General features: G+C 65.6%; 21 protein-coding genes and 1 riboswitch. Of the genes, 11 read left to right on the top strand and 10 right to left on the bottom strand.

Annotation, left to right across the window (positions count from 1 at the left end):
- The first annotated feature begins 1 nt into the window (after position 1).
- Positions 2-2,260: a DUF5682 family protein gene (locus QAZ22_RS29460; RefSeq protein WP_278204425.1), complete on the top strand. Its 2,259-nt coding sequence runs from the start codon at positions 2-4 to the stop codon at positions 2,258-2,260.
- Positions 2,253-3,482 carry a VWA domain-containing protein gene (locus QAZ22_RS29455; protein WP_278204424.1) on the top strand — a complete coding sequence of 410 codons (1,230 nt, stop codon included), beginning with the start codon at positions 2,253-2,255 and terminating at the stop codon, positions 3,480-3,482. Before QAZ22_RS29460 ends, QAZ22_RS29455 begins: the two co-directional genes overlap by 8 nt.
- 16 nt (positions 3,483-3,498) lie before the next feature.
- On the opposite strand, the gene QAZ22_RS29450 is transcribed toward QAZ22_RS29455, so the two are convergent.
- Together QAZ22_RS29450 and QAZ22_RS29445 are read right to left on the bottom strand one after the other, a co-directional pair.
- Complete coding sequence (locus QAZ22_RS29450) at positions 3,499-4,224, bottom strand: MgtC/SapB family protein (protein WP_278204423.1); 726 nt, start codon at positions 4,222-4,224, stop codon at positions 3,499-3,501.
- Positions 4,225-4,337: 113 nt separating this feature from the next.
- Positions 4,338-4,496, bottom strand: coding sequence for a peptide ABC transporter permease (locus QAZ22_RS29445; RefSeq protein ID WP_278204422.1), 159 nt, complete (start codon positions 4,494-4,496; stop codon positions 4,338-4,340).
- Positions 4,497-4,801: 305 nt separating this feature from the next.
- Between QAZ22_RS29445 and QAZ22_RS29440 the strand changes: the two genes are divergently transcribed.
- From QAZ22_RS29440 to QAZ22_RS29415, 6 genes are all read left to right on the top strand, one after another.
- On the top strand, positions 4,802-5,845 hold the full coding sequence (locus tag QAZ22_RS29440) for a substrate-binding domain-containing protein (RefSeq protein ID WP_278204421.1): 1,044 nt from the start codon (positions 4,802-4,804) through the stop codon (positions 5,843-5,845).
- 36 nt (positions 5,846-5,881) lie between these two features.
- Positions 5,882-7,153: an ABC transporter substrate-binding protein gene (locus QAZ22_RS29435; protein ID WP_278204420.1), complete on the top strand. Its 1,272-nt coding sequence runs from the start codon at positions 5,882-5,884 to the stop codon at positions 7,151-7,153.
- 94 nt (positions 7,154-7,247) lie between these two features.
- The gene (locus QAZ22_RS29430) at positions 7,248-8,093 is read left to right on the top strand and encodes a sugar ABC transporter permease (RefSeq protein WP_278204419.1); all 846 of its coding nucleotides are present in this window, start codon (positions 7,248-7,250) and stop codon (positions 8,091-8,093) included.
- 13 nt (positions 8,094-8,106) lie between these two features.
- Entirely contained in the window at positions 8,107-8,955 is an 849-nt protein-coding gene (locus QAZ22_RS29425; protein ID WP_278204418.1) for a carbohydrate ABC transporter permease, read from the top strand.
- Positions 8,956-8,976: 21 nt separating this feature from the next.
- Complete coding sequence (locus QAZ22_RS29420) at positions 8,977-10,017, top strand: ABC transporter ATP-binding protein (protein ID WP_278204417.1); 1,041 nt, start codon at positions 8,977-8,979, stop codon at positions 10,015-10,017.
- Positions 10,018-10,033: 16 nt separating this feature from the next.
- Positions 10,034-11,311 carry a trehalase family glycosidase gene (locus QAZ22_RS29415; RefSeq protein ID WP_278204416.1) on the top strand — a complete coding sequence of 426 codons (1,278 nt, stop codon included), beginning with the start codon at positions 10,034-10,036 and terminating at the stop codon, positions 11,309-11,311.
- Between the two features lie 81 nt (positions 11,312-11,392).
- Here QAZ22_RS29415 and fba read toward each other — a convergent pair whose 3' ends face one another.
- The 4 genes from fba to mtnK all read right to left on the bottom strand — a co-directional run bounded on the left by fba (position 11,393) and on the right by mtnK (position 15,878).
- Entirely contained in the window at positions 11,393-12,457 is a 1,065-nt protein-coding gene (fba, locus tag QAZ22_RS29410; RefSeq protein WP_278204415.1) for a class II fructose-bisphosphate aldolase, read from the bottom strand.
- Positions 12,458-12,606: 149 nt separating this feature from the next.
- Positions 12,607-13,074 (bottom strand): 6,7-dimethyl-8-ribityllumazine synthase, encoded by a 468-nt coding sequence (locus QAZ22_RS29405; RefSeq protein WP_278204414.1) that lies wholly within the window; start codon positions 13,072-13,074, stop codon positions 12,607-12,609.
- Between the two features lie 79 nt (positions 13,075-13,153).
- A riboswitch (FMN riboswitch) is annotated at positions 13,154-13,298 on the bottom strand.
- A gap of 214 nt (positions 13,299-13,512) precedes the next feature.
- Positions 13,513-14,607 (bottom strand): S-methyl-5-thioribose-1-phosphate isomerase, encoded by a 1,095-nt coding sequence (gene mtnA / locus QAZ22_RS29400; protein WP_278204413.1) that lies wholly within the window; start codon positions 14,605-14,607, stop codon positions 13,513-13,515.
- Entirely contained in the window at positions 14,604-15,878 is a 1,275-nt protein-coding gene (gene mtnK, locus QAZ22_RS29395; protein WP_278204412.1) for an S-methyl-5-thioribose kinase, read from the bottom strand. The genes mtnA and mtnK overlap by 4 nt, the downstream gene beginning before the upstream one ends.
- Positions 15,879-16,017: 139 nt before the next feature.
- Between mtnK and QAZ22_RS29390 the strand changes: the two genes are divergently transcribed.
- The 3 genes from QAZ22_RS29390 (at position 16,018) to QAZ22_RS29380 (ending at position 19,696) form a co-directional block, all read left to right on the top strand.
- The gene (locus QAZ22_RS29390; RefSeq protein ID WP_278204411.1) at positions 16,018-17,529 is read left to right on the top strand and encodes a sugar ABC transporter ATP-binding protein; all 1,512 of its coding nucleotides are present in this window, start codon (positions 16,018-16,020) and stop codon (positions 17,527-17,529) included.
- 77 nt (positions 17,530-17,606) lie between these two features.
- Positions 17,607-18,602 carry an ABC transporter permease gene (locus QAZ22_RS29385; protein ID WP_278204410.1) on the top strand — a complete coding sequence of 332 codons (996 nt, stop codon included), beginning with the start codon at positions 17,607-17,609 and terminating at the stop codon, positions 18,600-18,602.
- Between the two features lie 41 nt (positions 18,603-18,643).
- Positions 18,644-19,696 carry a substrate-binding domain-containing protein gene (locus QAZ22_RS29380; protein WP_278204409.1) on the top strand — a complete coding sequence of 351 codons (1,053 nt, stop codon included), beginning with the start codon at positions 18,644-18,646 and terminating at the stop codon, positions 19,694-19,696.
- A 55-nt stretch (positions 19,697-19,751) separates the two neighbouring features.
- Here the strand turns inward: QAZ22_RS29380 and QAZ22_RS29375 are convergent, their stop codons facing one another.
- The 4 genes from QAZ22_RS29375 to QAZ22_RS29360 all read right to left on the bottom strand — a co-directional run bounded on the left by QAZ22_RS29375 (position 19,752) and on the right by QAZ22_RS29360 (position 24,791).
- Positions 19,752-20,828, bottom strand: a complete 1,077-nt coding sequence (locus tag QAZ22_RS29375; protein WP_278207980.1) for a D-alanine--D-alanine ligase family protein — start codon at positions 20,826-20,828, stop codon at positions 19,752-19,754.
- A 24-nt stretch (positions 20,829-20,852) separates the two neighbouring features.
- A complete protein-coding gene (locus QAZ22_RS29370) occupies positions 20,853-21,467 on the bottom strand; it encodes a hypothetical protein (RefSeq protein WP_278204408.1) in 615 nt (204 codons plus the stop codon).
- Positions 21,468-21,687: 220 nt separating this feature from the next.
- A complete protein-coding gene (locus QAZ22_RS29365; protein WP_278204407.1) occupies positions 21,688-23,742 on the bottom strand; it encodes a bifunctional aldolase/short-chain dehydrogenase in 2,055 nt (684 codons plus the stop codon).
- Between the two features lie 83 nt (positions 23,743-23,825).
- Complete coding sequence (locus QAZ22_RS29360; protein WP_278204406.1) at positions 23,826-24,791, bottom strand: sugar-binding transcriptional regulator; 966 nt, start codon at positions 24,789-24,791, stop codon at positions 23,826-23,828.
- Positions 24,792-24,874: the final 83 nt, after the last annotated feature.

Genomic DNA, 24,874 nt, shown 5'->3' with positions numbered 1-24,874 from the left:
CATGACTGAGCGCGGCATCAGCTATTTCGGCATACGCCATCACGGGCCGGGCTCTGCCGCGAGCCTGGTCAAGGCGTTGCAGGAATTTCAGCCGGTCGCCGTGCTGATCGAGGGGCCGGCGGACGCGTCGGCGCTGCTGCCGCTGCTTGCCAGCCCCGAGATGAGGCCGCCGGTGGCTCTGCTCTGCTATCCGGAGGACGACCCAGCCGCGACCAGCTTCTGGCCGTTCGCCGAATTCTCGCCGGAATATCAGGCAGCATGCTGGGCCGTCGCCAACAAGGCGGCGCTGCGCTTCATCGATCTTCCGTCGGCCGCGAGGCTTGCGGAGAAGGCGCCTGAAGGATCGACCGACGCCGATGCCGCCGAGGCCGAAGTCACGGAAGCGCAGAGCGAAGAGACCACGCGCATCCAGGATCCGATAGGCACCTTGGCGCGCGCCGCCGGCTATGAGGACGGCGAAAGCTGGTGGTCGGATATCATCGAGCAGAACCCTGATCCTGGCCCGATCTTCGCGGCCATCGCCGACGCGATGACGACGCTGCGCGACGGCGAGGGCGCGATCGGCAAGTTCGAGGCTATGCGCGAGGCGCATATGCGGCTGGAAATCGCGGCCGCGCGCAAGGAGTTCGACGGACCGCTGGCCGTCGTCTGTGGCGCCTGGCATGTGCCGGCCTTGCGGGCCGCGCACACACAAAAGAGCGACCAGGCGCTGCTCAGGGGCATCGGCCGGCGCAAGACCACGATGACTTATGCGCCGTGGACTGGACCGCGCCTGGCGCTGGGCCATGGCTACGGCGCCGGCGTCGTCGCGCCCGGCTGGTGCAAGCATCTGTGGCAGACGCGGGGGCAGGACGACGCCTCGGTTCTGTGGCTCGCGCAGATCGCCGCGGTACTCCGCGCCAAGGGCCACATGATCTCGACGGCGTCGCTGATCGAAGCGGAGCGTCTGGCGCGTGCGCTCGCCGCCATCCGCGAACGGCCGAAGCCGGGCTTCGAGGAGTTGCGCGATGCCTCGATTTCAGCCCTTTTCAACGGCGAGGCCCTGCTGTGGAAGATGGTCGAGGCCGAACTGCTGCTCGGCGCCGATGTCGGCGAGATCCCGGCCGACACGCCGCTTGCGCCGCTGATCGACGACCTGCAGCGCAACCAGAAAGCCGCCAGGCTGAAACCAGAGGCGCTTGAGCGGGAACTGTCCATCGACCTGCGCAGCGACAGCGGACTCTTCCGCTCGACGCTGCTGCACCGTCTGAACGTGCTTGGCGTGAACTGGGGCAGGCTGACGGATGTCGGCCGCAGCCGCGGCACGTTCCGCGAGCGCTGGATGCTGGCCTGGCAGCCGGAATATGCCGTGCGCCTGGTCGAAAACCTGATCTACGGGCCGACCATCGAGAAGGCCGCCAACGGCCGCCTTGTCCAGATGATCGGCGCGGCCACAGCGCTCGACGCTCTGGCTGCGCTGGTCCAGAGCGCGATCACGGCCGCCTTGAGCGAGGCGTCCGCGGCCGGCCTCGCCGCGCTCGAGGAAAAGGCGGCGCACAGCAGCGAATGCCTGGAGCTGCTGGCCTCGGTGCCGCCGCTGGCCGACATCATCCGCTACGGCGAAGCGCGCAAGACCGAGACCGAGCGCCTTGCCGGCCTCTTGGAACGGCTGATCATCGAAGGCTCGATCGCGCTGCCTTACGCGGCGCGCGACCTCGACGCTCAGGCAGCCGCGGCGCTGATGGGCGCGCTGCGCAAGGCCGACGAGGCAATCAGGCTGGTGGAGCCGGACGAACATGTCCTGGAGGCGTGGCGGAACGGCCTGACGGCCGTGCTCGATTCGTCGCGCTCGACGGCGCTCGTCGCCGGCTGTGCCGCGCACCTGCTCTACGAGGCCGGGCGGCTCTCGGCCGAAGCCACCGCCGACCTTCTGGCGAAGCGCCTGTCGCCCGGAACGCTGGTCATCGAGGCCGCCGCTTTCTTCGAAGGCTTCTTCAGCGGCGCCGGCCAGAGGCTGATCTATGACGGGGGCCTGCGCGGCGCCGTCGATGCATGGCTGGCATCGCTCGACGAAGAGGCGTTCGTGGCGCATCTGCCCTTGCTGCGCCGCGTCTTTTCCAATCTCGACAGCATGGAGCGCCGCCGCCTGATCGAGGCCGTGCTTGGCCGCCGGGCGAGCCTCCCCGCCGGCCTGATGCCGGCGCCGGACGGCGGCGAGGCCTGGCGCCGGCATCTCGGCATCATCGGCAAGCTGCTTGCGGGGGAGGCCGGCCATGGATGATGAAACGGTCGGCCCGGACCTCAATTCGACGCAAGACAAACGAGAGCGCCGCTGGCGCCTGGCGATCGGCGCCGACGATGAAACTTCCTCTGCGCTCTCGGCCGAGGACCGCCGGCTGTCGGCGGCGCTCGACGCGCTCTATGGCGATGGCGAGGCGGCCGGCGATCCGCGCAAGCGGCGCGGCGGGCTCGGCCGCTCGGCGCCGCGTGTCGCGCAATGGATGGGCGATATCCGCTCGTTCTTTCCCGAACAGGTCGTCCAGGTCGTGCAGAAGGACGCCTTCGAGCGGCTGAACCTGAAGCAGATGCTGATGGAGCCGGAGTTCCTCAAGGCGATCGAGGCCGACGTCAATCTCGTCGCCGACCTGGTCTCGCTGCGCTCGGCTATGCCGGAGAAGACCAAGGACATCGCCCGCTCCATCATTTCCGACATCGTCGCCAAGCTGATGCAGCGCCTGGAGCAGAAGACCGCCGAGGCGATCCGCGGCGCGCTCGACCGCTCGCGGCGCACCAACCGGCCGCGGCAGCGCGACATCGACTGGCCGCGCACCATCGCGGCCAACCTTCGCCACTATCAGCCGGACCACAAGACCGTGGTGCCGGCAAAGCTGGTCGGCTTCATGCGTCGCCAGCGCCGGCTTGTCGACCTCGACGAGGTGACTTTATGCGTCGACCAGTCAGGTTCAATGGCAAGTTCGGTGATTTATGCGTCGATCTTCGCCGCCGTCATGGCTTCGCTGCCGGTCGTGCGCACAAAACTCGTCTGCTTCGACACCGCGATCGTCGACCTGACGGAAGAGCTCAGCGATCCGGTCGAAGTGCTGTTCGGCGTCCAGCTCGGCGGCGGCACCGACATCAACCAGGCGGTCGCCTATTGCGCCGGGCGCATCGAACGGCCGACCAAGGCGCATTTCGTGCTGATCACCGATCTCTACGAAGGCGGCAACGGCCAGGAGCTTCTGCAAAGACTGGCCGCGCTCGTCCGGTCCGGCGTCAATGTCATCGTGCTGCTCGCCCTCACCGATCAGGGCCGCCCCGGCTACGATCCGTCGATGGCCGGTTCGGTCGCCGCGCTGGGTATCCCGGTCTTTGCCTGCACGCCCGATCACTTCCCCGACATGATGGCGGCGGCGCTGCGCCGAGAGGACATTGGCGCCTGGGCGGCGGGAGCGGATATCAAGCTCATTCGCGCCGACGCCGAGACGCCAGACGCCGCCGAGTAAGCCTGCCGGTCGACGATCAAAACGGCTTCTCGCCAATCACCTCGAAGCGCTCGACCGCGCAGTGCTCGGCGATCACCGCCAGCACGTCCGTCGAAGGCTCGACCGCTTCGGGCTGCTTCCATTGAACGTCGAAGGAAAACACGAAGCAGTTGCGGTCGGTATCGTGCTCCATGCCGACGAAGCGTGCGTCGTAGCCGAGCGGGCGCACCATGTCCCCAATGTCGGGCGGCGAACTCTTCGGCCATGAGACCGACAGGATCGCCTTGTGGTCGCGAGAAATCTTCAAATCGACCCATTTCAGGGCCTGCAGGGTCACCAGCGTTAGAACGGTCGCGATTGCGGCGAGGCCGAACTGACCGCCGCCGAAGGCCAGCCCGATCATCGTCACGATCCACATGGTGGCGGCGGTGGTGACGCCGGTGACGAGATCGCCGCGCCTCAGGATGGTGCCGCCGCCGATGAAGCCGACGCCGGTGAGCACGCCGAGCGCAAAACGCATCACGTCCATGCGCACGAAGGAGTCCGGCGCTTTGCCGGACACATCGAGCAGCATGTTGGCCTGGACCATGGCGACGCAAGCCGCAAGGCCGACCAGTATGGTCGTGCGCAGCCCGGCGGAGTGGCCGCGCGCTTCGCGGTTCAAACCGATGAGAAAACCTGCGACCAGTGTCGCCAGCAGCCGCGCGGCGAGATCCGGCCAGGTCGGATGAAGCGGCATGTCGCAGCAAAGCGGCTCGAACATCGTCCGTCAGGGCAGCCAGGGCGCCCTCCGTTGCGTCTGGAATGTTCAACTGGGCTTGGCCGCCGATGGTTCCGTGGCCGGCGCAGCTCGATTCCGTAAGCGCGAACGGTCCTTCATCGGACGACGATGCTCAGCACCAGTGCCAGCACGACGACGCCAACGAGCCCGGCGATGAAGATGATACGCCTTGCGCGTGTGCGCAGGATGATTTCGCCTTGGCGCACGTCCTGCCCGGAAAAGACCGGGCCTTCCTTGTCGCGATCCTTGCTCATGATCTGCTCCTTGCCTGCGGATGGGGCGAGGAAGGTGTCAGCACAGGAACCGATTCGCCGGCGTGAAGTTCCGCCGAATTCGTCCTGGCGGAGTGGCGGATGGCCTCTCGCGACGGATTTCAGCCGGTCCCGCGGGAGATGGTGGTTTAGCCGAACTTCGGGTCGGGGCTCCCCGACTTGCAGCGCCCAGAGCAATTCCACAAGGGCGCGGCTTGATCCTCGACGCCTGATTGCAAAATTTAAAACGTTTGCAATTCCATAAAAGCCGATTACAAACGTTTCAACACTACATTCGGGAGGAACGATTGCCGGCCCGTGTCACCACGCTGAAGGAGCTTGCGGCCAGCCTCGGCTTGTCGATCACGACGGTATCGAGGGCGCTTGCGGGCCATCAGCAGATCGCCCTGAAGACGCGCGAGCGCGTTGCCCAGGCGGCGCGCCAGGCTGGCTATGTCCCCAACACCGCGGCACGCACGCTGGTTTCTGGCCGCAGCGGCTTCATCGGTCTGGTGCTGCCGATCCGCGGTCCGAACCTGGTCGATTCCTTCCTCGGCGAGTTCGTCACCGGACTCGGCGAGGGGCTGGTGGCGCATGGCGCCGACCTCATTCTCGCCACCGCAGCGCAGGATCAGGCCGAGCTTGCCGTGCTGCGCCATGTCGTCGAATCCGGGCGCGCCGACGGCGTCGTCGTCACCCGCATCGCCGAGATCGACGAGCGGCTCGCCTATCTGCGCCAGCGCGGCTTTCCGTTCGTCGCCCATGGCCGGCTGCTCGACAGCGACTTTGCCTACAATTGGCTCGACACCGATGGCGCCCATGCCTTCGGCGAAGCCTTCGACATGCTCTACGATCTCGGCCACCGCCATTTCGGCCTGGTGACGATTTCCGAGCCGATGACCTTCAGGCATCTCAGGCAGGACGGTCTCGCCGCCGCCATCGCCCGTCGCGGCGATCCATCGGTGCGGCTCGACGTGGCGACCGCGCCGCGCTTCGATCGCGGCGCCCGCATCCAGGCCGTCAACCGCATGCTGCAGGGTCCCGACCGCCCGACCGCGATCGTCGCCCTGTTCGACGAGCTGGCGCTGACGGTCATGGAGGAGGCGGCGCGCGCCGGCCTCACTGTGCCGCGCGACCTCTCCGTCATCGGCTTCGATAACGTCCTTGCCTCGGCCTATGCGCCGCCCGGCCTGACCACGTTCGACGCTTCGATCCGCCAGTGTGCGCGCGAGATCGCCGACATGCTGCTCACCGTCATTGTCGACAGGCCGGCCGAGCCGCTGACGCGGCTGATACGGCCGACCTTGGTGCCAAGGGCGAGCCATGGACCCGCGCCGCGAACAAGAAACTGACGCCGACATGACGGCGCCAACCCAGGGAGGAAGAGCATGAAGACCATGTTGAGGAAACTGGCGGGTGCTGCGCTGGCACTGTCCTTTGCCGTTGGCGGCGCCCAGGCGCAGCAGGTGCTGTTCTGGTCGACCCAGGCGCGCCCGGTCGAGGAAACGCAGAAGATGCGTGACGAGGTGCTGAAAGGCTTCGACGGTCCGGTCGACTATCAGGTTGCCGAGGACGGCCCCTGGCTCACCCGCCTGCAGGCCGAATTGCAGGCCGGCTCCGGCACCATCGGCCTGCTCGGCGGCCTGCATGGCGACTTCTCCACCGTCGGCGCCAACCTGGTCGACCTGTCCGCCGTCGATGTCGGAGGGGTCAAGGTCAACGAGGCCTACAAGAAGCTCGGCATGCTCGGCACCGGCGAGCAGAAATACATGCCCTGGATGCAGGCCGCCTACCTGATGGCGGCGAACAAGCAGGCGCTGCAATATCTGCCGCCGGGCGTCGATCTCAACACCATCACCTACGACCAGCTGATCGAATGGTCGAAGACCATCGCCGAAAAGACCGGCTCGCCGAAATTCGGCTTTCCGGCCGGGCCCAAGGGGCTGAGGCACCGCTTCTTCGAGGGTTTTCTCTATCCCTCCTATACCGGCTCGATGGTGACCAAGTTCCGCTCGCCCGAAGCCGAAACCGCCTGGAACAAGTTCAAGGAGCTGTGGCAGTACACCAACCCGAACTCGACCAACTACGCCTTCATGCAGGAGCCGCTGCTGAGCGGCGAGGTGTGGATTGCGTTCGACCACGTCGCCCGCCTCGCCGACGCCTTCAATCAGAAGCCCGGCGACTTCGTCGCCTTCCCGGCGCCGGCCGGTCCCGCCGGCCGCGGCTTCATGCCGGTGGTGGCCGGCGTCGCCATCCCGAAGACCTCGCCGGACATCGACAAGGCCAAGGCGCTGGTCGCCTACATGCTGAAACCGGAGACGCAGATCGCGACGCTGAAGGCGACCAATTTCTTCCCTGTCGTCGACGTCAAGCTGCCTGACGACATGCCGGCCTCGGTGAAGGCGTTCGGTCCGGCCATCGCCGCCATGACCGGCGCCCCCGATGCGCTGCCGGCGCTGCTGCCGATGGGTCTCGGCGATCTCGGCGGCAAGTTCAACCAGGTCTACACCGACAGCTTCGAGCGCATCGTGCTCGGCGGCGAGGACGTGCATGGCGTGCTCGAAGAGCAGGCGGCCGCGCTCAAGGCGATCATCGACCAGGCCAAGGCGCCGTGCTGGGCACCGGACAAACCGTCCGAGGGCGCTTGCCCGGTCGACTAGCCCTCACCAGAAATCCTCCCAAGGGGTGCCCGGAGCTTGTGCTCCGGGCGCCCGGACCGCGGCCCTCGACTGCGGCGCGCAAAGGATAAACACCATGAACGGCAAGGCTCTGCCCTATCTGCTGCTGATGCCGGCGACGCTGTTCCTGTGCGTCTTCTTCCTCTACCCCTTCGTGCTGGTCGCCTTCGAGGCGGTGACCCGCGACGGCGCCTTCACGTTCGACAATTTTCGCACCATGGCCGGCAGCTGGAAGTTTCCGGCCACCGTCCGCAACACGCTGCTGCTTGCGGCAATCGTCGTGCCGATCCAGCTCGCCATGGCGCTGCTGATGGCGAGCATCGTGTCGCGGCTGGAGACCGGGCGCAGCGCCGCGCTTTACATCTTCGCCATACCGCTCGGCATTTCCGACCTTGCCGCCGGCCTGATCTGGCTTGCGATCTTCGACCAGTCCGGCTTCCTCAACACGCTGCTTTCCGGCCTCGGCATCGTCGACCGGCCGATCATGTTCCTCGGCTACCAGAGCAAGCTCACCATCTTCATCGCCGTGGCGCTGGCCGAGATCTGGCGCGCCACCGCGATCATGATGGTCATCCTCGTCGCCGGCATGGGGCTGATCCCCAAGGAATATTACGAGGCGGCGGAAGTCTTCGGCGCCGGCCCATGGAAGCGCTTCGTGCGCATCACGCTTCCGCTGCTGCGCCCCAGCCTACAGACGGCGATCATCCTACGCGTCATCCTCGCCTTCGAGGTCTTTGCCGTCGTTGCAGCACTTGGCGGCACCAATCTGCCGGTGCTGATGGGCGAGACCTACAACTGGCAATTCACGCTGCAGGACCGCAACGTCGCCGCCGCCTCGGCGCTGCTCATCCTCGCCATCTCGATCGGCTTCACGCTGTTCTTCCTGAGAGTGCTGCGCGTCCCCAAGGAGGCACGGATATGAAGGAGGCGCGCATATGAGCGCCGTAGCCGAAGCGCCTGTCACGGCTGCAACCGCCGATGCGCGCAAGGCCGGCGGCTGGCTGCTCTTCGCCACCGCCATCCTGCTTTGCGTCTGGGTGCTGCTGCCGATCTATCTGTTGATCGTCAACGCACTGTCGTCGCCGCAAGAGGTGACCGCTTTCCCCAAGCGCTTCTTTCCATCCTTCGATCTCGGCAGCCTCACTTTCTTCATCAATTTCGCCGGCGTCGCCAGGGCGCTGTGGAACTCGGTTCTCGTCGCCACGCTGACGATGATCCTGTCTATCGGCTTCGGCGCGCCGGCGGGTTACGCGCTGTCGCGCTTCGATTTCCCAGGCAAGGGCACGTTCCGCTTCCTGGTGCTGATGACCCGCGCCTTCCCGCTGCCGCTGCTCGCGCTGCCGCTGGCGGTGATGTTCATCCGCACCGGGCTCGACGACACCGCGATCGGACTGGCGCTGGTGCACACCACGCTGGCGCTGCCTTTCGCGGTGCTCATCACCTTCTCGCTGTTTTCCGGCATTCCGGTCGAACTGGAGGAGGCTGCCTGGACACTCGGCTGCACGCGATGGCAGGCCTTTCGCAAGGTGATCCTGCCACTGGCGCTGCCAGGCATAGCCGCGTCCGCCGTGTTCGCCTTCACCATCTCCTGGAACGAGGTTTTCGCCGCCGCCGTGCTCACCATCGAGAACCGCACGCTGACCGCCTTCCTGCTGCAGAGCCTCGGCGAGTCGCCGCTCTATCTCAAATTCGCCGGTGGCGCGGCGCTGGTCGTGCCGGCGCTGATCTTCATCTTCGCCGTCCGGAAATATCTGTTCGCCATGTGGGGGATCGCCAACCGATGACACAGGGCAGGGAGAACACCCATGGCTGAAATCGCCATAAAGGGAGTCGCCAAGCGCTTCGGCGGCTTCACCGCGCTGCATCAGGTCGACCTCGCCATCGCCGACCAGGAATTCATGGTGTTGCTCGGCGCCTCCGGCTGCGGCAAGACCACGCTGCTGAGGATCGTCGCCGGGCTGGAGACGCCGAGCCAAGGCGAGGTCTGGATCGGCGGCCGCCGCGTCGATCATCTGCCGCCGCGCGACCGCGGCATCGCCATGGTGTTCCAGAACTATGCCGTCTTTCCGCATCTGACCGTGTTCGAGAACATCGCCTTCGGTCTGCGCATGAAGAAGCTGCCGCAGGGCGACGTCGAGCGCCGCGTCAACCGCACCGCAGAGTTGATGCATATCGAGCAGCTCTTGAAGCGCTACTCGGGTCAGCTTTCGGGCGGCCAGCGCCAGCGCGTCGCGGTTGCCCGCGCGCTCGCCATGGAGCCCGACGTCATTCTGATGGACGAGCCGCTGTCCAATCTCGATGCGCTGCTGCGTCTGGAAATGCGCGCCGAGCTCAAAGGCGTGCTGGCGGCCTCGAAAACCACGACCATCTACGTCACCCACGATCAGGTCGAAGCGATGAGCCTCGCCGACCGCATCGCCGTCATGCATCAGGGCCGGATCGTCCAGGCCGCCTCGCCGGTAGAAGTCTATCGCAATCCGGCCGCTCGCTTCGTCGGCTCCTTCATCGGCAACCCGCCGATGAATTTCCTGCCCGCCACCAAGGCCGCGAATGGCGGCTGGAGCGTCGCCGGGCTGACGCTGCCCGGTCCGAAGTCGGACAGGCAGAAGATCGAATTCGCCATCCGCCCCGAGGACGTCGATGCCGGCGAGGCGGGTCTGCACGCCACCGTGCGCGTCATCGAGCCCCTCGGCCCGCACACGCTGATCACCTGCGACGTCGAAGGCGGCCTGTTCCGCGCCGTGCTCGACTCCAACGCCGCCGTTGCCGTTGGCGACCGCCTGCGGCTCGCCCCCAAGCCTGACCGCATCCGCTGGTTCGACCCTGAAACCACCAATGCCCTCTGAAAGACCTCGATCTGCCATGACAGCCTCCACTGCCCAAGACATCATCGCCCGCGCCGTCGAGGTGCTGAAGGAAAACGACCACGGCGACTACACCATCCCGACGAAGGGGCTCTATCCGTTCCAGTGGAACTGGGATTCCTGCCTCACGGCGCTCGGCCTCGCCCACTATGACGAGGCGCGTGCCTGGACCGAGATCGAAACGCTGTTCGCACACCAATGGCCCGACGGCATGGTTCCCCACATCGTCTTCCATGTCTGGAACGATGGCTACTTTCCCGGGCCCGAGGTCTGGCGCACCGGTCGCCCGACCGCCACCTCCGGCATCACCCAGCCGGCCGTCGCCGGCTTTGCCGTGCGCCGGCTGTTCGACCGGGCGCGCGACAATAAGCTTGCCGTGGAGCGGGCTCGCAGGCTGCTGCCCAAGATCGATGCCTGGCACCGGTGGTTCTATGAGAACCGGGATCCCAAGGGCGAAGGGCTGGTTGCGATCATCCACCCCTGGGAGTCCGGCCGCGACAACTCGATCGACTGGGACGACGCTTTCGAGCGCGTGCCGACCGAAGGTATCGAACCCTACACCCGCCGGGACATCCTGCATGCCGATCCGGCGCATCGGCCGACCAAGGCGCAGTACGATCGCTATCTCTGGCTGGTGCAGCATTTTCGCGGGCTTGGCTGGGACAATGCCCGGCTGCACGACGCCTCGCCGTTCCAGATCGTCGATCCCGGCTTCAACGCCATCCTGATCCGCGCCTGCGTTGACCTCGCCGATCTCGCAGAGGTGCTCGGCGAAATGGAGATCGCCGATGCCAATCGCGCCCGCGCCCAAAAAGGCCTTGCGGCGATCGAGCGGCTGTGGAGCGAGGCGCATGGCCAGTATCTCTGCCTCGACCGCGTCACGGGAAAGCCCGTCGACAGCGCCTCCGTCAGCGGCATCCTGCCGGCCTTCGCAGCCATCCCCGAGGCCCGCGCCGCCGCGCTTGCGGCAACCGTTGAGCGCCTGGCCGGCACGGCGCGCTTTATCGTGCCGTCGCACGATCCCGCCGACCCGCGCTTCGACGCCAGGCGCTACTGGCGCGGTCCGGTCTGGCTGGTGGTCAACTACATGATCGCCGACGGACTTCTCGCTGCCGGCCACGGTGAGGTCGCCCGCCGCATCACCCGCTCCAGCCTCGACTTGATCACGGAAAGCGGCTTTGCCGAATACTATGACCCGAAGAGCGGCGCGCCGCTCGGCGGCGGCCGCTTCACCTGGACTGCGGCGATGGTGATCGAGTTTTTGCGCGGCGCGTAAGCATGCGCCGGAACGACGAAAACGGGCAGGAACCTTGTCGGCTCCTGCCCGGTGTCGTCCGGATCGCGAGATCGCCCCAACTCAGCCGAACTTCGGGTCGAGGCTGCCCGACTTGTAGCGCTTGGCCATGTCCGACAACGGGATCGGCTTGATCTTCGGTGCGTTGCCGGCGGTGCCGAACTGCTCGAAACGCTCCTTGCAGAGCTTCTTCATCGCCGCCATGGCCGGCGTCAGATATTTGCGCGGATCGAATTCCGACGGATTCTCGGTCAGCACCTTGCGGATCGCGCCGGTCAGCGCCATGCGGTTGTCGGTGTCGATGTTGATCTTGCGCACGCCGTGCTTGATGCCGCGCTGGATCTCTTCCACCGGCACGCCCCAGGTCGGCTTCATCTGGCCGCCATATTTGTTGATGATCTCCTGCAGCTCCTCTGGCACCGAGGACGAGCCGTGCATGACGAGATGCATGTTGGGCAGGCGGCGATGGATTTCCTCGATCACGTTCATCGCCAGCACCGCGCCGTCCGGCTTGCGCGAGAACTTGTAGGCGCCGTGGCTGGTGCCCATGGCGACCGCCAGCGCATCGACGTGGGTGTCGCGCACGAACTGCTCGGCCTGCACAGGGTCGGTGAGCAGTTGGTCGTGGCTGATCGCGCCTTCGACGCCGTGGCCGTCTTCCTGCTCGCCGCCGCCGCTCTCCAGCGAGCCGAGCACGCCGATCTCGCCTTCCACCGAGACGCCGCCCCAATGCGCCATGTCGACGACGCGCCGGGTGATGCCGGAATTATAGGCATAGTCGGCAGGCGACTTGCCGTCCTCCTTCAGCGAGCCGTCCATCATCACCGAGGTGAAGCCGTACTGGATCGCGGTGACGCAGGTCGCTTCGTTGTTGCCGTGGTCGAGATGCATGCAGACCGGGATGTCGGGGTGGATCTCGACCAGCGCTTCGATCAGCTTGGCCAGCACAACGTCATTGGCGTAGGCGCGGGCGCCGCGGCTGGCCTGCAGGATGACCGGCGACTTGGTCTCCTCGGCCGCCTCCATGATGGCAAGCCCCTGTTCCATATTGTTCATGTTGAAGGCAGGCACGCCATAGCCGTGTTCGGCGGCATGGTCGAGCAATTGTCTCAGTGTGATGCGAGCCAACGAATAGTCTCCCGTATCTGGTTCGAGCCGTGTTTGAAAGGCCGCCCAGGCGGACGGCCCGTTGCTTCTGGCCGGATTTCCGACGCACCGCAACCACTCTCGTTGCGGCCCTGAAATCCAAATCGGTTTAGTTCTGGTGCACCGGTTGCTCAGGCGGCGATGCGTGCGCGCGCGGCAAGGATTTCGACGCAGGCTTTCGCCGCTTCCTTGCCCTTCGCCCGAAAATGCTCGTGGAAGAAACGGTGGTGCTCGGCGCTCTCATGGTAGTTGTGCGGCGTCAGCACGGCCGACAGCACCGGCACGCCGGTCGCGAGCTGCACGTTCATCATGCCGTCGATGACGGCGCTTGCGACGAAATCGTGCCGATAGATGCCGCCGTTGACGACGAAGGCGGTGCCGAGGATCGCGACGTAGCGGCCGGTCTCGGCGAGCGTCTTGGCGTGCAACGGGATCTCGTAGGCGCCCGGCACGTCGAAGACATCGACGGCAAAGCCGCCGAGGGCGGCAAGCTCCGCCTCGAAAGCCGTCGCGCACTGGTCGACGATATCGGCGTGCCAGCGCGCACGGATGACGGCGACGCGACGGTATGCATGGTCTTTGGGGAAATGCTGATTCATGGGTCCTTCCTTCCGTTTCGAACCAGAATCAGGACGCACGACGCAAAAAAACCGGCCCGCGCGAGCGGGCCGTCCTTGCGTACGTTCTCTTCCATCCGGACTGTAACCGTCGGCTCCGGAATCACACCGAATCTGCTGACCCTCCCGTTGCCGGGAGGCGCTCGCGGGCTTGGGTCGAGACCCTTACCGCCGGTGGGGACTTTCACCCCGCCCTGAGAACATTGACCCGGTGTGTATGGGAGAGTGCATTACTGATGTCAATCGACGCCGTCGCTGGAGCTGTGATCTCCCCCCTTGAGGGGGAGATGGCCGGCAGGCCAGAAGGGGTCGCTGCGCGTGGAGCGCCAACTTCTTCTTCACGTCCGCAAGGGCGTCGGCCCTCCACGCGCAGCGACCCCTCTGTCGCCTTCGGCGACATCTCCCCCTCGAGGGGGGAAATTATCCCCGCTCCGGAAACATCGCCCTCAGCCCCTCGCGCGAAGCCTTCGCCACGCCGCGCTCTGTGATCAGCCCGGTCACCAGCCTTGCCGGCGTCACGTCGAAGGCGGGATTGGCCGCCGGCGTCGCATCCGGCGAGACGCGCACTTGCGCGACCTTGCCGTCGGCCGTCTTGCCCCAGACCAGCGAAACTTCGTCGCCGGAGCGCTCCTCGATCGGAATTTCCGCAAGCCCGTCGGCCACAGTCCAGTCGATGGTGGGCGAGGGCAGCGCGACATAGAAGGGCACGTCATTGTCGGCGGCGGCCAAAGCCTTGAGATAGGTGCCGATCTTGTTGCAGACGTCGCCATTGGCGGTGGTGCGGTCGGTGCCGACGATCACCATGTCTATGTCGCCGTGCTGCATCAGGTGGCCGCCGGCATTGTCGACGATCAGCGTATGCGGCACGCCGTGGCCGGCCATCTCCCAGGCGGTCAGCTGGGCGCCTTGATTGCGCGGCCTGGTCTCGTCGACATAGACATGGACCGGGATGCCGGCTTCCGCAGCGAGATAGATCGGCGCGGTGGCGGTGCCGTAGTCGACCGTCGCCAGCCAGCCGGCGTTGCAATGGGTGAGGATGTTGACAGTCTCGCCCGGCTTCTTCTTCGCCGCGATCGCCTTGATGATGGCGAGCCCGTTCTCGCCGATGGCGCGGTTCAGCCCGACATCCTCGTCGGCAATCTCGGCGGCGCGCCGATAGGCGGCTTCGGCGCGCTGTTCGGGCGCCAGCGGCCTGAGAAACCGCCGCATCTCGTCCAGCGCCCAGCGCAGGTTGATCGCCGTCGGCCGCGTTTTGTGCAGCGTCTCCCACGCCGCGTCGAGCGCCTCGTCTGAAGGATCGTCCGTCATCTGGATGGCGACGCCATAGGCGGCGGTGACGCCGATCAGCGGCGCGCCGCGCACCCACATGTCGCGGATCGCGGTGGCGATGCCGGCAACTGTTCCGATCGTCTCGATGCGGAACTCATGCGGCAGCCAGCGCTGGTCGATGATCTCGACCGAACGCTTGTCGTCGCTGAGCCAGATGGTGCGGTAGTGGCGCTCGCCGACGTTCAAATTCTGCTCTCCTGTTCGATCAGCGCGGCCAAGGTGTTGACCTCGTCGATGCTGTGGATCCGATGCCGGTTGACGGCGATGTGGCGGCCGAAGCGCAGTGCCTTGGCCTCACATGTGGCGCGCAGGTCTTGATCGGCAATGGTCTCGAAATCGGCGTTGTGGGCGAGGCCGAGGATGCGCCTGTGCACCTCGATGCCGGCAAAGCCCAGCAGGTCGGTCCAGATGCCGCCAAGCATATGGTCGAGCGCCTGTTCGGCGCCCAGGCGGTCGCCCTGATCCTCGAACAGGCTCTTCTGGTAGAGCATGCCGGTGCGCTCGGTTCGCCACAGATGCGAGAACTCGGCGCGGAATACCGCCCAGGTTTCGGCCGTGACCCTGAGCAGATAGGCGCGCATCGAATCCCGGCTGCCGTTCTCCTCATGGCCGCGCTGCGAGAAGTAGGCCATCCAGAAATTGGCGAGCAGCATGCCGACGTCGAAGGCGATCGGGCCGTAGAAGGCGAACTCCGGATCGATCATCCGGGTCTCGGCGTCGGTGACCATGATCGAGCCGGAATGCAGGTCGCCATGCAGCAGCGTCTCGGCATTGGCGGCGAAGAGATGTTTCAGCCGCTGCGCTTCGACCTTGAGGTCGCGGTCGGCGCGCAGCTCGGCCACCAGGCCGTCGAGCTGCGGGCTGGTGTGTCGGTTCATCTCGGCGTCGAAATAGGGGTCGGAGAAAACCAGGTTCTCGGTGATGTCGCAGAGCTCGACATTGTCGGCGAATAAAGCGAGATCGGCCTTGCGCTCGCGCGCCGCCATCGACAGGTCCGAGCCGCGAAACAGCGTGCGGGCCATGAACAGGCCGATATCGCGCGCGATATTCGGCAGCTCGCGTCCGTCGATCAGCGCCCGCCTGAGAATGACGTGCGGCGGCGCCAGATACTCCATCACGATCAGCGCTTGCGTCTCATCGAAATGGTAGATCGCCGGCACCGAGCCGGGCGCTCGGCGCTCTTGCCTGGTCAGGGCATGATATTCGAAGAAGGAGCGCTTCAAGGGCAGCGGCCAGCTGTCGCCGACCAACCGCACATAGGGCAGCGCCTGCTTGACCACCGCCGCGCCCTTGTCGCCCTCGACGATGAAGACGAGGTTCAAATTGCCGTCGCCGACCTCGCGTACCTTCCAGCGGCCGGCGTCCTTGCCGATGCGCTCGGTCAGCGCCGCGTTTCCGCCAAGGCGCTTCGGCAGCGTCTCCACCGACAATGCTTCGAAAGGCTTCTTCTCGGTCATCCTCTCCCCTCCTGCTCGTGGGTCGCCAACGATAGCGGAGCCACGGCGGCGGGGCCAAGCTAAGGTAGCGCTCTGGCAATTGTCAATCGTGTTGACAATTGACGAGTGAGCCCATAGCGTCATGGCCAGGGAGGAACGAATGGGCGCAGATGCCGTGTTCCGTGTGGAGGGCCTGAGGAAATCCTTCGGCCAGAACGAGGTGCTTGGCGGCATCTCGGTCGAATTGCATGCCGGTGAGGTTACCGTGCTGATGGGCGCCAACGGCGCCGGCAAGTCCACGCTCGTCAAGATCATCAGCGGCGTCTACGAGCGCGGCGGCGGCGCGATGCGGCTTGCCGGCCAGGCATTCGATCCCGTCACGCCGGCGGAAGCCATCCGCGCCGGCGTCGTCACCGTGCATCAGAACATCAACGACGGCGTGGTGGCCGATCTCGACGTCGCCACCAACCTGACGCTCGACCGGTTGAGCGGCAAGGGCGCATCGCTGCTGTTCAAGCCTGCCAATGTTCGCGCCGAGGCAAGGGCCGTCGCCGACCGCATGGGCCTCGCCATCGACCTCAGGGCGCGTGTCGCCGACCTATCGCTCGCCGACCGGCAGATGGTGGCCATTGCCCGCGCCATGGCGCACCAGCCTAAGGTGCTGATCCTCGACGAGCCGACCTCCTCGCTATCGAGCGCCGAAGCAGACCGGCTGTTTTCGCTGATCGACCGGTTGCGCGGGCAGGGTGTCGCGATCCTCTACATCTCGCACCGCATGTCCGACATCCGGCGCCTTGCCGACCGCATCGTCTCGATGCGCGACGGCGTCATCTCCGGCGTCTTCGACCGGAAGCCGCTCGACTATGAGGGCGCCGTCAATGCCATGCTCGGCCGCAAGATCCACCTCGACCAGGTCGTCGCCAGAAATTCGGCGCGCGCCGTCTTCACAGCCGAAGGACTTCAGCTGGCGCAGGGCGCCAAGCCGATCTCGATGACGCTCGGCGCTGGCGAGGTGGTGGCGATTACCGGTCTCGTCGGCGTCGGCAAGACGGCGCTGGCCGAAACGCTGTTCGGCGTGCGCAGGCCGCTGGCCGGCACCATGCATATGGACGGCAGGCCCTACGCGCCACACTCGGCGCGCGAAGCGATCGCCGCCGGCGTCTTCCTCGTCGCCAAGGACCGCGCCGACAGTGGCATCGTCGGCGGCTTCAACATCGAGCGCAACATCAGCCTGCCGTTCCTCAAGCGCATGTCGGGCCTCAGTGTCGTGAAGCGCCGCGCCGAGCGCGCCGCCGCCCGCCGCCAGATCCGCGAGCTCGGCATCGTCTGTCGTTCGGAAAAGGACGAGCTCTCGGCGCTGTCCGGCGGCAACCAGCAGAAGGTGATGGTGGCGCGCTGGATGTCGCAGCCCTCGCGCCTGTTCATCCTCGACGAGCCGTTCCAGGGCGTCGACATCTCGGCCCGGCGCGACATCGCGGCCAAGCTGAGGGCGAGCGCCGACGGCCGCGCGACGCTCCTCTTCGTCACCGAGATCGACGAGGCGCTGGAGACCGCCGACCGCATCCTGGTGATGTCGGAACAGACGATCGTCGGCGAGCACAGGAATGATGGCATCGATCTCGACCGGCTGCTGGCGCAAGTCGCCGGCGGGCCGCTGCACAGCGCGGCGTGAGGTCGACCGATGACGATACTTGGAGTGCATGCATGAGTTCCAGTTTGGCGGAGAGGGCAACAGCGCGGGAGCGTTCGATGACATTGCGTGACTATGCCATCCGCTATGGTTTCATCGTCCTTCTGGTCGGGTTGATCGCCTATTTCGCGATCGCCGCCGACGGGTTCGTCTCGCCGCAGAGCGCCGTCTTCATTTTCCAGTCGGTGGCGATCACCGGCGTGTTGGCGCTCGGTGTCACCGCGACGCTCGTCGTCGGCGGCTTCGACCTGTCGATAGGATCGGTCGCCACCAGCGCCATGATGGCCGCCTCCTACGCCATGGTGGTGCTGGAGCAGAATGCCATCGTCGCCGTCATCGCCTGCCTGGTCATCGGCGTGGTCGTCGGCCTTATCAATGGCTGGCTGATCGTCTATATGCGCGTGCCCGATCTCTTGGCGACGCTCGGCATGATGTTCCTGCTGCTCGGCCTGCAGCGCATCCCGACCGAGGGCCGCTCGATCGCCACCGGCATGACGATGCCCGACGGCTCGGTCGCCAACGGCAAGTTCTCGGAAGCCTTCCTGGCGCTCGGCCGCCACCGCATCGACTTCTTCATCCCGAGCCTGATCCCGGTTTCCGTGGTGGTGCTCGTCGTGCTCGCGGTGCTGATCTGGTTCTTCCTCGAATACACCCGCTTCGGCCGCATGATGTACGCCGTCGGCAGCAACGAACGCGCCGCCGAACTCGCCGGCGCCCCTGTCAAGGCATACAAAATCTGGGCCTATGTCATTTCGGGAGTTTTTGCCTCGATCGGCGGGATTTTGCTCGCCGCCCGGCTTGGACGCGGCGACATCGCCTCGGGTAATAATCTGCTGCTCGACGCAGTAGCGGCGGCGCTCATCGGCTACGCGGTGCTCGGCGCCGCCAAGCCCAACGCCTTCGGCACGGCCGTCGGCGCAGTATTCGTCGGTGTCCTGCTGCAGGGCCTGACGATGATGAACGCCCCTTACTACACGCAGGATTTCGTCAAGGGCGCGGTGCTCGTCGTCGCCCTTGTCTTCACCTTCGCCCTTTCCGGCAGGGGCAAGAGATAGTTTCGACCGGGGCATTGAACAGAACAACGGAGGAAAACGACGTGAGCATCACAAGAAGACTTCTGGGGAAGGCCGCACTTGGCCTCGCGGGCGCGGCGCTGCTGATGCAGGGCACGGCATTGGCGGCGGATCGCCCGGCGCCGTTCGACAAGCCCGGCGTCAAGATCGCGCTGGTGCGCTATCTCTCGACCGGTGACTTCTTCCAGGCCTATCTCTCCGGCGTCGAGGCGCAGGCCAAGGCGCTCGGTGTCGACCTGCGCGTGCTGGACAGCCGCCAGGATGCCGCCCTCCAGGCCGACATGGTCGACCAGGCCATCGCGCTCGGCGTGCAGGGCATCATCATCCAGCACGGACTGACGGAATCGATGAAGGACGCCGCCCAGCGCGCGGTCGACGCCGGCATCAAGGTCGTCGCCTTCGACGTCAATGTCGAGAACCCGAAGATCCCGCAGATCGAGCAGTCCGACCGCGACTTGGCAAAGCTCGCTCTCGAGCAGGCGGTGAAGGACAATGGCGAGGCCTGGAAGGCCGGCTATGTCTATGTCGCCGGCATTGCGCCGCTCGACCGCCGCAACGAAACCTGGGTCGACGTGAAGAAGAAATATTCGGGCATCAGCGAGGTCGCCATGTTCGGCACGCTCGACAACCCGATCGCCAACTCCGTCGCCAACCAGGCGCGTTCGGTGCTGCAGGCGCATCCCGACATCAAGGTGATGTTCGCGCCGTATGACGAATTCGCCAAGGGCGTGAAGATCGCCGTCGACGAGGCGGGTCTGAACAAGGGCATCAAGATCTACTCGGCCGACATCTCGACCTCGGATATCGCCGCGATGCGCGAGCCGGACAGCGCCTGGGCAGCGACGGCCGCCACCAACCCGGCCGTCGTCGGCCAGGTTTCGGTGCGCGCGCTGGCGCAGCTGCTCGCCGGCGAGGATCCCGGCCACAACGTCATCGTGCCGCCGACGCTGATCACCCAGAAGGAGCTCGTCGACAAGGACATCAAGAACATGGAAGACCTGTCGGCCAAGCTGCCGCAGTTCGCCCATGCCGACGTCGCGATGCCCGCCTGGATGCCGAACCCGAACGCCAAGTAGGCGCTGGAGCAAACGAACAAGAGAGCGGCTCTCGGGCCGCTCTTTTTTGCGCGTTTCAGATGGAGCGCGCGGCTCGCGCCAGTCCATGCGCCACAAGTCGGTCGATAACCTCCGGGTAGCTCACGCCGCTTGCTGCCATCGCCTTGGCGTACATGCTGATGTTGGTGAAACCGGGAATGGTGTTGAGTTCATTGACCAGGAACGTCATGTCCGGCATCAGGAAAAAATCGACACGCGCCATACCGTCGCAACCGACGGCCCTGAAGGCCTTGGCGGCCATGTCGCGCATGCCTTGCTCGACCTCCGGCGGCAGTTCCGCAGGCACGATCAATGCCGCGCCGTTTTCGTCGATATACTTGGCATTGTAGTTGTAGAAGCCGTGACTTTCGGCGGGCACGATCTCCCCCGGTCGTGAGACGAAGAGTTCGCCTTCGGGATCTTCCAGCACGCTGTACTCGATCTCGCGGCCACGAACGAATTCCTCCGCCAGCAGCTTGCGATCGTGCTGGAAGGCTTCCTCGATCGCCCGATCGAATTCCTGGCTGGCATTGACCTTTGCGACGCCGACCGACGAGCCTTGCCGCGCCGGCTTGATGAACAGCGGCAGGCCAAGCTGATCTTCCAGCACGGCGAGGGAAGGTGCTGTGCCCCTGTCGATCGTCACCGAGCGCGCGACAGGCACTCCCGCCGCCTTCAGCAGCCGCTTGGCGATATCCTTGTCAAGCGCCGTGGCCGAACCCAGGATGCCGCAGCCGGCAAGCGGCACTTGCGCTACTTCGGCCAGCCCCTGGGTGGCGCCGTCCTCGCCATGGAGACCGTGCAGGACCGGGAACAGGACATCGATGGCGGGCAGTTCACGCGGTGGCCCGCCGGCCGGAATGGCCAGCATCCGTCCATGCCCGCCCGGCACCAGGCAGATCTCGGTCCCGCTTGACGGTGTCGCCAGCGCACCGTCCCGGAGGCTGCTCAGCAGCCATTGCCCTTGGCGGGTAACGAAGATCGGAACCGCATCGTATTTCGCCGGATCCAGCGCGTGCATGACATTGGCCGCCGAAAGCAGCGACACCTCGTGCTCGGCGGAGCGGCCGCCAAAGAGCACACCGATACGCAGTCTTTTCTCGGCCATTGATATCTCCGGAATGGTCAAGTTGCAGGATCAGAACGCGACGGCGATGCCGCGCCGGGCGAAAAAGCGGCCGAAGCTGGCGAGCGGCAGCGTGACATCCGCCTGGCTCTGCCGGTCGTGGCCGGATGGGTTGTGGAAGCGGATTTCGCCTGGCGAGGCCGCCGTTACCAACACCAGATGGCCGCCCTTGGACGGCGGCTCGCGTTCGGGCCAGCGGATGCCGAGGTGCACCGAGGCGATGAAGTAGCGCCACCGTGAAAACAGTCCGGGCACCGCGGCCATGTCGACATTCGTCATCGTTTCCGCAAGCAGGTCGAATCGCTCGCGGACGAACCTGACGAAGGGCTCATAAATCAGCCCTTTGATCGACCCGCCCCCGTCATTGACGACATAGCCGCCATAGGCCGTGCAGGCGCGGGCGAGCTCGAGCGTCGGATGAATTTCGCCGCGTGCGGCAAGGATCATTTTAAGGCAGGCCATGCCGCAGACATTGACGGCCCAGCGCGCATAGTCCTCAACCGTTTCCGCGCCGGAGTTGCGCCATAGCGGATCGCGATGGAGCGCCGATGGCCCCTCCGCCAGAAGCGGCAAAGTCATGCCGGGCGATTCCCACTGGCTGAAATAAGGCACTTCCCTGGCTTGCATACGAGCTCCAGCTCTTGTGTCTCGTAAACGAGGCGCAAGGCACCCCCTTAGAGCTGTTCGAGCAATAAGCGAAGGATTTGAGCGGATTTTGACCGCTTGGAGCAGTTTTCCAGCAGAAGTGCGAAACGGGCTTCCGTCCGAGAACCGCGTCAGGACAAAGAGAGAGTGGTTCGTCGTTCTCGTAAAACGACGAACCAGTCCGGGGATGTCGTTCACTTCTTCAGCGCAGCGCCGCCGCGATGTTGCCGCCGTCCACCGTCGTCACGTCGGCGGTGGTGCGTTCGGCGAGCGCCTGGTGCAGGAAGGCCTGCGCCACGTCGTCGGCCGTCACTTCCTGGCCAAGCAGGTTGCCGGACATGTATTCCTTCTCTGAGACGCCGCGCGCGCCGGAACGGCTGGCGATCATCGCGTCGGTCAGAAGCCCCGAGCGGATGCGGTCGGCGTTGACCGCGTTGGAGCGGATGCCATGGGCGCCATAGTCCAGCGCGTATTGCCGCGACAGGAACAGCGTCGCCGCCTTGGGCAGGCCATAGGCGCCGAATTTCGGCCCGGGATTGACCGCCTGCTTGGAGGTGTTGAAAAGGAGCACGCCGCCGGTGCCCTGTTCCAGCATGATGCGGACCGCGTTCTGCGCCGCCGACTGGTGGGCGAAGAAGTTGAGCTCGAAGCTCTTGCGCAGAAGCGCATCGTCGAGCTCGCCGATCCGGCCTTCCCAGGCCGCGCCTGCGTTGGAGACCAGCATGTCGACGCCGCCATAGACCGCGACCGCCTTGTCGAAGGCGGCACGCATCTCGGCCGGGTTGGTGATGTCGGCGCCGACGCCGATCGAATTGTTGCCGGCTGCTTCCGCCGCGTCAGCGGCCTTGGCCGGATCGAGGTCGACGATGACCGCATGCGCGCCATTGGCGGCGAAGAGCTTCGCCGTCGCAGCGCCGATCGCGCCGGCGCCGCCGGTGATCAGCGCCACCTGGCCGGTCAGCGGCTTCGGCTTGTTCGAGGCGAGCTTCGCCTGCTCCAGCGACCAGTATTCGAGCGGGAAGAGGTCGGCCTTGCAGAGCGGATGGAATTTGCCGATGGCTTCCGCGCCGCGCACCGCCTCGATCCACATCTCGCCGACATCGGAGGCGATCTTGGCGTCCTTCAGCGTGCGGCCATGGCCGAACATGCCGAGACCGGGAACCAGCGTCAGCCGCGGCATCGGGTCGAGCATGGTGCGCTTGACGTCGTCCAGCACGTCATTGGTCTCGAAATAGGCACGGTAGTCCTTGGCGAAGGCGTCGACATGGTCGCGGATGGCGGCCTTGTAGTCGTCGAGCTTGTCGGCGTCGGGCGCCGGCACCGCCATCGGGCCGGTCTTGATGCGGATCGAAAGATCGGGCGTCGACACGCCGCGCCCGGCATAGTCGGCGATCTTTGCCGAATTGATGAAATCGACGATCGCGTTCGACGTGCGGAAGTCGCTGATCATGCGGTCGAAGCGGCCTTCGCCGCGCGCCACCGCCACCGCGCCGCGCAGCATCGGCGCGATGTCGCTTGGCCTGGCGAGCTTCGCCGGCAGCGCCGCCTTGGCCGCCTGCGGCCTGCCGTTTTTGGCGACATACTCCTCGGCGACGTTCACATAGTGGATCATCCGGTCATAGGCCTGCCGGGCGTCGTCGCCAAAGGTGAAGATGCCGTGCTTGTCGAGGATCAGGCCTTCGACGCTCGGGTCGGCGTCGAAAACTTCCGCGGCCACCTTGGCGAGGTCGAAGCCCGGCTTGATGTAAGGCACGTAACCCATTTTGCTGCCGAATACCTTTGCCACCAGAGCCTTGCTGTCTTCCTGGTCGACGATGGCGAGGATCGCGGTCGAATGCGTATGGTCGACGAATTTGTGCGGCAGGAAGGCGTGCAGAAGTGTTTCGACCGACGGGTTGGGGGAGGCGGGATCGATGAGATTGGAGCGCTGCAGCGCCACCATGTCCTCATCGGACAGCGCGGCAAGCGCGCGCGCTTTGATGAGCGCGCCCATCTTCACCGCCGGCAAGCCTTGCGGCTCGATCACCGCCATGTCCCAGCCGCTGCCCTTGACGCAGAGCACGTCCCATTCGTCGCCGACGAGATCGGTCGCCTTGGTCTTGCAGGAGGTGTTGCCGCCGCCATGCAGCACAAGCCGCGGCTCGCCGCCGAGCAGGCGGGTCGTGTAGACGCGCAGCGCGAGGTCGCCGCCGACGCCTTTCTTGGCATAGTCGGCAACCATCTTTTCCGCGTCGGCGTCGTTCCAAAGGTTCTTCATGTCGTTCCGTCCGATTCCGTCTTTTTGTTTGCTCATGAACAGGAAGCCGCGACGCTTTGATGACAGTCGCGGCAGGGTCGTTTCTAGAGGGGCTTTTTGCTTGCCGCCCCGGCGTGGTCCAGAAGACGCCCGGCCATGTGTGCGCCGATCACCAGGTGCGTGCAGAGCCCGCCGGCTATCGCGGCCAGCAGCGGCTCGAACTTGCTGTCTTCCTGCACCACCATCAGTCGCTTCCCGATGGCGCGCAGCGACGCGAGCTCGGCGGAAATGACCCGCCGGTTGTAGCTGCAGTCGAGCACTTCGCCCTTGGCGTCGATGACTTGCCCGGCGATAACGCCGGCTGCACCTTGCTCGCGTAGCGCCGTCATTTCGGCCGGCGTCAGCGCGCCGCATTTCACCAGATGGCTGTCGGCGTCGACCGCGCCGACCGAATAGAGCGCCAGATTGCAGTCGCTGATGCCGGCAAGCTGGTCGCGGATTACCGGCTCGGCGCGCAGGCCGCGAGCGAGTTCCTCGGTCGACAATACCAAAGGCGCGTAGAAATTCAGCCCCTTGGCGTTCAGCCGCCGCGCGATCTCCATCGTGCATTGGTCGGGACGATAGGAATAGGGCGCGCCGAGATTGCCGCAGAGCTGCACCACGGTGACGTCCTGCAGGTCGGCGTAGGACATGATGTCGGCAATGGTGTAGACGGTGCGGCCCCAGGCGACGCCGATGCGGTCGCCCTTCTTCACCAATTCGAGGAAGACGCTCGCCGCCAGCACCGCGATGTCGGTCGACGGATCGGCGACATAGGCGTTTTCCGGCGCGATCCAGACGGCGTCGAGCCTGAAGGCGTCCTCCAGCCGGCGTGCCATGACGTCGTCGGTGAAGAGCTGCGTCGAGGTCGAGATGTTGACGATGCCCGTCTCGCGCGCCTTGCGCAGATACATGGCCACCGATGCACGCGAGATCTTGAGCTGGTTCGCCACTTCGTCCTGGCGAAGGCCATGCGCATAGTAAAGCCAGGCGGCCTTATGGATGAGTTGTTCTGCCGGTCGGATCGCCATGCCGCCTCCTCGGCTGACATTAGTCACGGCTCTCGACAAAAGTCAAATCTGGGTGGTTGAGTGCAATCGCCTACCGGCGCGGC

The organism is Mesorhizobium sp. WSM4906, from assembly GCF_029674625.1.
GTDB lineage: Bacteria > Pseudomonadota > Alphaproteobacteria > Rhizobiales > Rhizobiaceae > Mesorhizobium.
The sequence above is the reverse complement of the archived record's forward strand: the minus strand, read 5'-3'. Positions and strand labels throughout refer to the sequence as shown.